10 protein-coding genes are annotated in these 8,733 nt (G+C 52.4%); 7 read left to right on the top strand and 3 right to left on the bottom strand.

All coding sequences use genetic code 11. The annotated features are described in order from the left end of the window. Positions 1 to 48: 48 nt before the first annotated feature. Complete coding sequence (locus AC1DVF_RS27815) at positions 49 to 627, bottom strand: hypothetical protein (protein WP_477783488.1); 579 nt, start codon at positions 625 to 627, stop codon at positions 49 to 51. Between the two features lie 224 nt (positions 628 to 851). Here AC1DVF_RS27815 and AC1DVF_RS27820 point away from each other — a divergent pair, with 224 nt between their 5' ends. Together AC1DVF_RS27820 and AC1DVF_RS27825 are read left to right on the top strand one after the other, a co-directional pair. After that, positions 852 to 1,664 carry a hypothetical protein gene (locus AC1DVF_RS27820; protein WP_477783489.1) on the top strand — a complete coding sequence of 271 codons (813 nt, stop codon included), beginning with the start codon at positions 852 to 854 and terminating at the stop codon, positions 1,662 to 1,664. 71 nt (positions 1,665 to 1,735) lie between these two features. Next, on the top strand, positions 1,736 to 2,095 hold the full coding sequence (locus AC1DVF_RS27825; RefSeq protein ID WP_477783490.1) for a hypothetical protein: 360 nt from the start codon (positions 1,736 to 1,738) through the stop codon (positions 2,093 to 2,095). A 51-nt stretch (positions 2,096 to 2,146) separates the two neighbouring features. Here the strand turns inward: AC1DVF_RS27825 and AC1DVF_RS27830 are convergent, their stop codons facing one another. Then, a complete protein-coding gene (locus tag AC1DVF_RS27830) occupies positions 2,147 to 2,248 on the bottom strand; it encodes a DUF4113 domain-containing protein (protein WP_477783491.1) in 102 nt (33 codons plus the stop codon). 126 nt (positions 2,249 to 2,374) lie between these two features. On the opposite strand from AC1DVF_RS27830, the gene dusA reads away from it, so the two are divergent. After that, a complete protein-coding gene (gene dusA / locus AC1DVF_RS27835) occupies positions 2,375 to 3,361 on the top strand; it encodes a tRNA dihydrouridine(20/20a) synthase DusA (RefSeq protein ID WP_095121085.1) in 987 nt (328 codons plus the stop codon). A gap of 27 nt (positions 3,362 to 3,388) precedes the next feature. Beyond that, positions 3,389 to 3,808 carry a DUF2388 domain-containing protein gene (locus tag AC1DVF_RS27840; protein ID WP_477783492.1) on the top strand — a complete coding sequence of 140 codons (420 nt, stop codon included), beginning with the start codon at positions 3,389 to 3,391 and terminating at the stop codon, positions 3,806 to 3,808. Here the strand turns inward: AC1DVF_RS27840 and AC1DVF_RS27845 are convergent, their stop codons facing one another. Continuing rightward, positions 3,809 to 4,642: an undecaprenyl-diphosphate phosphatase gene (locus tag AC1DVF_RS27845; protein ID WP_477783493.1), complete on the bottom strand. Its 834-nt coding sequence runs from the start codon at positions 4,640 to 4,642 to the stop codon at positions 3,809 to 3,811. A gap of 505 nt (positions 4,643 to 5,147) precedes the next feature. Here AC1DVF_RS27845 and AC1DVF_RS27850 point away from each other — a divergent pair. The 3 genes from AC1DVF_RS27850 to AC1DVF_RS27860 all read left to right on the top strand — a co-directional run bounded on the left by AC1DVF_RS27850 (position 5,148) and on the right by AC1DVF_RS27860 (position 8,584). Beyond that, positions 5,148 to 5,888 (top strand): winged helix-turn-helix domain-containing protein, encoded by a 741-nt coding sequence (locus tag AC1DVF_RS27850; RefSeq protein ID WP_186624444.1) that lies wholly within the window; start codon positions 5,148 to 5,150, stop codon positions 5,886 to 5,888. Positions 5,889 to 6,167: 279 nt separating this feature from the next. Continuing rightward, on the top strand, positions 6,168 to 6,800 hold the full coding sequence (locus AC1DVF_RS27855) for a winged helix-turn-helix domain-containing protein (RefSeq protein ID WP_093433774.1): 633 nt from the start codon (positions 6,168 to 6,170) through the stop codon (positions 6,798 to 6,800). 389 nt (positions 6,801 to 7,189) lie between these two features. After that, positions 7,190 to 8,584 (top strand): undecaprenyl-phosphate glucose phosphotransferase, encoded by a 1,395-nt coding sequence (locus tag AC1DVF_RS27860; protein WP_093433772.1) that lies wholly within the window; start codon positions 7,190 to 7,192, stop codon positions 8,582 to 8,584. Positions 8,585 to 8,733 lie beyond the last annotated feature (149 nt).

Genomic DNA, 8,733 nt, shown 5'->3' on the forward strand with positions numbered 1-8,733 from the left:
GGTCTACATTCTGCGCTAATTCTGCCCTAAACTCAGAAGGCGTCAGGTCTAGAATAAATCAGAAATTTTCGCGACTGATGCGGCGATTGATGCAACCTTCGGCAGTGAGTCGAGGAGTGCCATGACAACAGATCGCTTGGGTTTCTCTTGGCCCAACTGAGCCTCCACCGCATCAAGCACCTCCAGCGCTTCCGTTTTGGTCACGGGTGACAGATCTAGACTCGCAATCTCCTTCCGCAGCAAATCAATTTGCTCACCAGCAGCATGAACATTTGCAATGTTTGTAGAGTTATCTACAGAGTCAACATTCACGCGAGCGTTGTTACCGGTGACGTTGTATACGATGTGCTGGAAAGCTGCCTTAGCCTCGGGAACACCGAGTTTCTTGACCTTGAGCTGATAATGCGGGCCGGACGAACCAGGCGTAGTTTCGTAATACTTTGGATCGACAACCTGATAGGTTTCCTCCGCACCATTCGAAAGCTTCCTCGTTAGGAGGTCTCCAACATCGATAATGTATTTTTTTCCTTTGATAACAATGAGATCGCTGCCAGCAACGGTAGCGATGATTCCTTCCGCCCCCGACCCATCCTGCTTTTTCAAATTCACTTTGTCTTTATCGAACATGCTCAGCCTCTCACATCCATTGATTGATAACAGAGCGATTTCCCAACAGGAGCCGACAACCTCTGCCAAATGACTATCACCTATTGCACATCCGGACCGCAACCCCCTATGAGTAATAAGAGGTAGCGTAGCCCTTGCAGATCGAAGCTCGTACCTATTACTCTCGGCTAACTAGCGGCTTGGTCGCTTCAGGCACAAGAGGCCTAATCTTGAGGGGAAGCGGAATGCTAATATCAAACTTGGATAAGTATCGGAAAGATTTAGATGACTTATTGAGTGAATCCGTTTGGGTAAAATACTCGCTCCAATGTACTGCAATCGGCCGAGCGGAATTTCACGCTCAGATTACTCAAACCCTTGATGGGGACGAAAAAAAAGCTGAAGTATTCATGAACAACATCAAGCCTTTTTCTAATGCATATCAGCAATGGTACACGGAGTCGCTATCGCTGGTTAAGCAGCTATTGCCAGATCGCCTATCGGACTTCATCCGCCTTTATGAAAAACCCAAAGCGCGTAAAGACATAACCTTCGAAAACTATCGAATTGAGGACGCTTGTCAAGGGTTACGCGTAAGCTTCGCCGGGGTGGTAAAAGCTGACGCCAGCTCTGCATCGCCGCTTCTCGAGCAACAAGTGGCCATCGTTGAGGCAATTAAGCGTCGATTTGAAAGCTCCCTTTTCGATATAAAGCAACTAGTCCAAGCTGATTTATTTGACTCCGAGCTAGATACTGCGAAAGGGTTATTAAAATCCGGCTTCACCCGCGCCGCAGGAGCTATCGCAGGTGTAGTACTTGAAGGACATCTGAAGCAGCTCCGCGACAAATACGAATTACCGATCAAGCTTAGTACGATAGGACCTATTACCGATGCGCTAAAAGCAGCAGACATTATCGAGTTAAGCCAGCTTCGCCACATTCAACTACTTGGAGACTTCCGAAACAAGTGCAGCCATCGAAATGAAAATGAACCGACAGCAGAAGAGGTAGGTGAACTGATTAACGGTGTGGAAAAAGTCATTAAAACCATCTTCTAATACTACATAAATGACTATCATCGGATTTCAACCAGATATAGTCTGCATCAACTCCCAAGGTTCGCCACCCTATGAGACGACTATTTTCAGATATTAAGTTTCTTTTTACTGTTAGCTCGTTGATTGTGATTGCGTCTGCTGCCGCCAGTATTTGGTCAAATCATTGGCATTGGTTTGGCCGGTCAGGGGCAATCCTTACAATTGCCGGCCTACTGCTTACCTTCCGCCCATTAGTACGCATGGGACTCGCCGAATGGCTGAAAAGTCAATCGATCATCGACTGTGGTCATCTCGTACCAACTGAGGCTGAAGCCGAAGCTGGTCGCCAAACACAAATTGACGGTACTGCATCTAAATGGGGCGTGGCCATTGCGATTGCTGGAACATTGGTCTGGGCATACGGAGACCTCATTGGAGGCCTTCCCCAGTGATGCTCAACAACGCTAAATTACGCAGCAGACCGACTGCCGAGCGTCACACCATTATTTGCACCCTACCTTCCAAAGCTGATCCAGCTTAGTTGTATAGCTCTGACTCATCATTTCGCGCCGCATGGCCCAATTGGAAATTAGGGGCCAGACCACAATATTCAGTCGATTTGTCTCGCCCCAGCTGCGAGCAAGAGCACGTAGTAACGATGCGTAAGCCTCCGTCCTATCCCAATCCTGATAAACTCCCCAACCTTCGCCCCTCTGATCCAGATTCCCCCAATGTCTCTACAACCCGCCCCACTCTCCCGCCGCTTCTCCGTCGCCCCGATGATGGATTGGACGGACCGCCATTGCCGTTTCTTCCTACGCCTCCTGTCGAAGAACGCCCTGCTCTACACCGAAATGGTCACCACCGGCGCGCTCCTCAACGGCGATCACGAACGTTTCCTCCGTCACAACGAAGCCGAGCACCCTCTCGCGTTGCAATTAGGCGGTAGCGTTCCGTTGGATCTGGCCGCCTGCGCCCGGATGGCCCAAGAGCACGGCTACGACGAGGTAAACCTAAACGTCGGCTGCCCAAGCGATCGCGTGCAGAACAACATGATCGGCGCGTGCCTGATGGGTCACCCGCAACTGGTAGCGGATTGCGTGAAGGCAATGCAAGACGCGGTGTCGATTCCAGTAACGGTAAAACACCGCATCGGCATCAACGGTCGGGACAGTTACGCGGAGCTGTGTGATTTCGTCGGCACGGTTCGCGATGCCGGTTGCACCAGTTTTACCGTGCATGCGCGTATTGCGATTCTGGAGGGGTTGTCGCCGAAGGAGAATCGTGACATTCCGCCGTTGCGCTATGACGTGGCGGCGCAGCTGAAGGCGGATTTTCCGGCGTTGGAGATTGTGCTGAATGGCGGGATCAAGACGATGGAGGCTTGTCATGAGCATTTGCAGACGTTCGACGGTGTGATGTTGGGGCGTGAGGCTTATCACAATCCGTATCTGCTGGCGGAGGTGGATCAGCAGTTGTTTGGCAGTTCGGCGCCGGTGATCAGTCGGGCTGAGGCGTTGGCGCAGTTGCGTCCTTATATAGCCGAGCATTTGCTGGCCGGTGGTGCGATGCATCACATCACTCGGCATGTGCTGGGCTTGGGCACGGGGTTCCCGGGGGCGCGGAAATTCCGTCAGTTGTTGTCGGTGGATATTCACAAGGCCAAGGATCCGCTGGCGTTGCTGGATCAGGCGGCTGAGTTGCTTGAAGGTCGTTGATTGATGGTTTGAGTGTGCGGGCGACGCATGAGCGTTGCCCGCTGTTTTGTTGTACTGACAGGATGTCTTTTGTTTATGCCCGCGTTTACTTTTTCTGCTTTCAAGCGCTTCACCCTCCTCGCCTTGTTCAGCTTCACTTCCGACGTTTATGCACACTGCGATGGCTTTTGTATGGGCCGTACCGATACGCCGTGGGAGGTGACGCAGATTTCCGGGCTCACCTTGGTGTCTTTATTTCTCGCACCTTTTTCGGCTAGCCAGGAAACGACCGACAGTCACAAGCGTGTTTACTCCGCCGAGGAGCAGGAAGACGCGCGACTCTATCTGGCCAGCGACGGCATGCTGCAGGCCGCGTATTTCACCTCGGCCTTGCAGCGCTTTCGCCAGGAGTCGGCGGATTCGACATTAAACGATCTCGCCGTGGCGGCGTTGATCAGCAGCCAGTGATCAGGCGGCTGCGGCGGCGGTCCAGTTGACCCAGCCAAACAGCCACGTCGCCAGAATCAACAAACCAAACGCGATCCGGTACCAAGCGAACGCAGCGTAGCTGTGGTTGGCAATAAACTTGAGCAGACCACGCACGGCGATCATCGCGAAGATAAACGCGGTGACGAAGCCGAGGGCGAAGACTGGCAGGTCGTTGGGCTGGAACAGGTCGCGGTATTTGTAGCCGGAGTACACGGCGGCGCCGACCATGGTGGGCATGGCGAGGAAGAACGAAAACTCGGTGGCGGCTTTGCGCGACAGGCCGAAGAGCAGGCCGCCGATGATGGTCGAGCCGGAGCGCGAGGTGCCTGGAATCATCGCCAGGCATTGTACGAAACCGACTTTCAGTGCGTGGGACCAGCGCATGTCGTCGACGTGTTCGACGCTGATCACATGGCTGCGCTGTTCGGCCCACAACATGATGATGCCGCCGAYGACCAGTGCCACGGCGACGGTGATCGGGTTAAACAGGTATTCGTGGATCGCGTCGGCGAACAACACGCCCAAGACCACGGCGGGCAGAAAGGCGATTAGCAAGTTGAGAGTGAAGCGTTGTGCATTACGTTCGGTGGGCAGGCCTTTGATGATGTCGAATATCTTCGGTCGAAACTCCCAGACGACGGCAAGAATGGCACCCAGTTGAATAATGATGTTGAAGGCCATGGCGCGTTCACCGCCGAATTCCAGCAAGTCGGCAACGATGATCTGGTGGCCGGTACTCGAGATCGGCAGGAACTCGGTCAGGCCTTCTACCGCACCTAATATCAACACCTGGAAAAGGGTCCAGAAATCCATTAATCCTCCGTCAGAGCGCTCGTGGCGAGCGACCGGGTAATAACACTCAGGGGTTGAGTATCTGCAGTGAGACCATTGACATACATAAACGCAAAAGTTCATCAGCCACAAAGATTACGTCTTATTAAAAGACACACTCAAGCCATGTTAGTAATCGTCGGCCGACGAACTACGCAGAAAATATTTAGGCCTTTTTGCAGAAAAAAGTTGCTCTGACAACAAAGTGTGATCAATATCACATTATTCAACGATGGCCAGACAGTGGCAATTGGACACGGATAAGGCTATCGCAATAAGCTCAAAATAGTGGCACCATTGCATATCGCCACCATCTAAGTAGTAGTTCACCCCTCCGAGAAAATCAACTAAAAGCTTGAAAAGCTTAATTATTGTTAGAAAACTCGCGAGCCACGTCTAAAAAACGCGTGAATGTTACCAATTGTCAGTCACAGATGAGAACCGGTGCTTTAACATCCCGATGTCAGCACTTAATTCGAGTCAATGCATGATGCTCTCAGCGAACTTAGCGACTAGAAGCCCGCGCCCGACAAACGACGAACCTGGTGTTCTTACTCTGGGTCGTACCCGTGGCGTGGCTGAACATTTCAAAGCGCTAGTCGCCCAGCATATACGTACCGATATGGCGCTCGAAGCCAGCGCGTACACTAGTTCATATCAGTTGAATGAACAGTCTGGTTCGTATCGAGCGATCTTCCTGATTATCGACAGCCCTCAGGCCCTCGAAGACAATCTTGCCTTGGTCGAGAACCTGCGCAGCGACAACTTGAAACCGATCATTTGCGCGGTCATCACCGGTCGCGGCGCCTTCAACAAGATCAAATATTATCTGGCTGGCGCGGATGTTTGTATCAAGCTCAATACCCTTTCCGACGATGGCGCCGAGTTGCTGGGCGAGTTCTTCAACAGCGAAGAATGGCAACGCGATATCGATCTGACGCTTGATCCGACGCGTATCTGCCTGATGGGCACCAGCAAGAAACTCGATATCTCGTTTGCCGAAATGAAGATCCTCGAAGCCTTCGCGCAAACCAGTAATCACATTCTGAGCCATGATGAAATCGCCAGCATCATGGGCCTCAACACCAATTTCTAYGACCCTCGAGCGCTGGAGAAGTCAATCAGTCGCTTGCGTGGAAAAATCAAGGACATGTATGGTACAAACGCGATTCAGAGCATTCGCGGCTATGGCTATCGCCTGCTGCGGGGTCTGATATCGACTGCCTGACTCTCGGGCAGCCATCCCATTTGCATACGTACGAAGGATCGTCTAATGCAACCATATAGCTCCCGTTCTGCTTCACGCCTGTTTGAAATCAAGCAATTGAATGAGCGCGACAACACGCCCCATAACAATAAAACTCCATAACATAGCAGCAGATCGAGTGGAATTTATCGAGGGCCAATCTTGGGCCCAGACCCTGCCTATCGATTACTTCCGAGGAAGTCATTGCTCGCCTGCCGATTTATCTTTTAGCCAATTTTGGTATGTATTCAGGAGAGAGACATGGAAACTAGTACAACCCTCCCAAGGAAATATTTTGTTGTCGTGACTCACAGTACAACGTCGCAACGCGAACTGGAGAGCATGCTGTCCAGTGAACGTTTCAATTCGTTTGAAGGGGTTGATTCGCCCTCTTCCGCTCCAATGGTGATGGAGTTCACATATCCAGGCATCAGTCGAAAAAATATCCCGCGCAGTATCGAACACGATACTCAGCGAATAGTGGCCACGCTCGAGTCCGAATGGCGCGCCGCGCAATCGGCTAATCCTTTCCAGAATGTCCCGGTCATTACCGGGGAATCCCGCAACATGCCACCTGCCGTTGAAGGCGATATGCCCGGCAATGAAACCTGGCATCTCGACCCGGCTCAGGGTGCACTGGTCAAAGAAGATGTCGAAATCAGCCTGACTGGCCTGGAAACAGCACTGGTCAGAAAAATGCTCAGCCATGAAGAGCGTGTTGTCAGTCGTGACGAGCTGATTCTCAGCATCGGTCGAGAACCGGAACAATATCGCGGCCTGGAAATGTGCTTGAGTCGCCTGCAAGACAAATTCAAAAGCGCCAGTAATGGTGAGCGACTGTTTCGTGCTGTCAGAAACCGCGGTTATTGCCTGATTCAGGAAGTCGTCGCGTAACCCGCAAGACCTCCACGAACAGAACAAACAGAAAAAGTGCGATTACAAAAACAACAAGAGCACTCTGTTTGGCTTGATCTTCCTCCCTGAAGTAAATATTCCCTGCCTCCACCCTCCAACAGTAACAAATACAACATACTTTATTCACCCCTCGCTCTACGACCTTTTCTAACACCCTTTTATTTAATTATTAAAAAGTTGGCACTGTGCCATCTTGTTAGAACTCGTCAGACACCATTCCAGCCAATAACTTAGTCTATTGACTGACGACAGTTCGGCATATCGATGTTGTTACCTCAGGACACTCGCTACAACAAAAACAATAAGTCTGCATAACAACTCGGTTTTCAACTGTTGAAACCTGAATGGACGTCTTTTGGGGATACCGTATGGATCTTTCTTTAAGTATCAATCGAAGCACAGGCCTCAAGGGACTGACCTTTTGGGGCCAATGGGCGCTGGCACAAGGCTTTGTGGTGACGCTGCTGTTCATACTCGCCGAGCAGCACACCGGGACGGTCGCGTTCTACTACCGGATGTGTGCAACCCTGGCGGTACTGGCGTCGGTGCCGGCGTATACGTTTAGCGGTGTTTATCGCAAGCGTGACAACTACCTGACCGGGCTCGGTCGGCTGTTCATGGGTTGGTCGATGACCATGGCGGCGCTGGCGTGCATCGCTTTTGTCTGCCAGGCCGATGAGCTGTTTTCGCGGCAGGTGATTCTGAGCTGGGCGGTGTATGGCTTCCTCGGTCAGGCGTTTCTCTACGCTCCGCTGCATGCGTTTTCCAAGTACTACCAACGGTCGCGTAAAAGCGAACACAAGACGCTGATCGTCGGCACTGGCGAACTGGCGTTGGGTCTGGCGAAGAAGCTCAGCCAACTGGAAAACCTGCCGCTGGTAGGTTTGGTCAGCAATGGCGATGTGTCTGCACTGGGTTCGGATGCTCCGCGTGTAGTGGGTGATCAGGAACAGTTGCTGGAGCTGATCGAAACCCATGACATCCGCCGCTTGTACATCACCCTGCCGCTGTGCGAAGCCGCGAAAATCGAAGCGATTTATGGTGACTTGCTGGGTGCCAACGTCGACGTGGTGTGGGTGCCGGACTTGAACAGTCTGACCCTGCTCAATCACTCGGTGAAGGTCGTGGATGGCCTGCCGGCGATCTACTTGAACGAAAGCCCGCTGACCAGTCGCCCTACCGCTGCCTTGAGCAAGAGTCTGGTAGAAAAAACCGTGGCGTTTCTGGCGATCATCGCGCTGAGCCCGATCCTGCTGATCATTGCGCTGGCGGTGAAGATCAACTCGCCAGGTCCGGTGTTTTTCAAACAGGATCGCCATGGCTGGAACGGCAAGGTGATCAAGGTCTGGAAGTTCCGTTCGATGCGTGTTCACGATGACCGTGACGTGAAGCAGGCCAGCCGTAATGATTCGCGCATCACCGCAGTCGGTCGCTTTATTCGCCGCACTTCGCTGGATGAACTGCCGCAACTGTTCAACGTGTTGCAGGGGCATATGGCCCTGGTCGGCCCACGCCCTCACGCCGTCGCGCACAACAACTACTACTCGGGGAAAATCCTCGCGTACATGGCGCGCCACCGGATTAAACCGGGGATCACCGGGCTGGCCCAGATCAGCGGCTGCCGCGGTGAGACAGACACTATCGACAAGATGCAGAAGCGTGTGGAGATTGACCTGCAGTACATCAACAGCTGGTCGTTGTGGCTGGATCTGAAGATCCTGGTGAAGACACCGTTTACGTTGCTGTCGAAGGATATTTACTGAGGTTCGAAGCTGGATATCGCAAGGGGACGAAAGTCCCCTTTTTTGTGCGTGGGATTTGGGAGCGAGAGTGGATTGTGGAGGGATGCAAAAACCTTTGGGAGCGAGCCTGCTCGCGAAAGCGGAGGGTCAGGCAACATTGATGTTGGATG

The sequence above is a fragment of the Pseudomonas sp. P4_D7 genome (genome assembly GCF_056401755.1).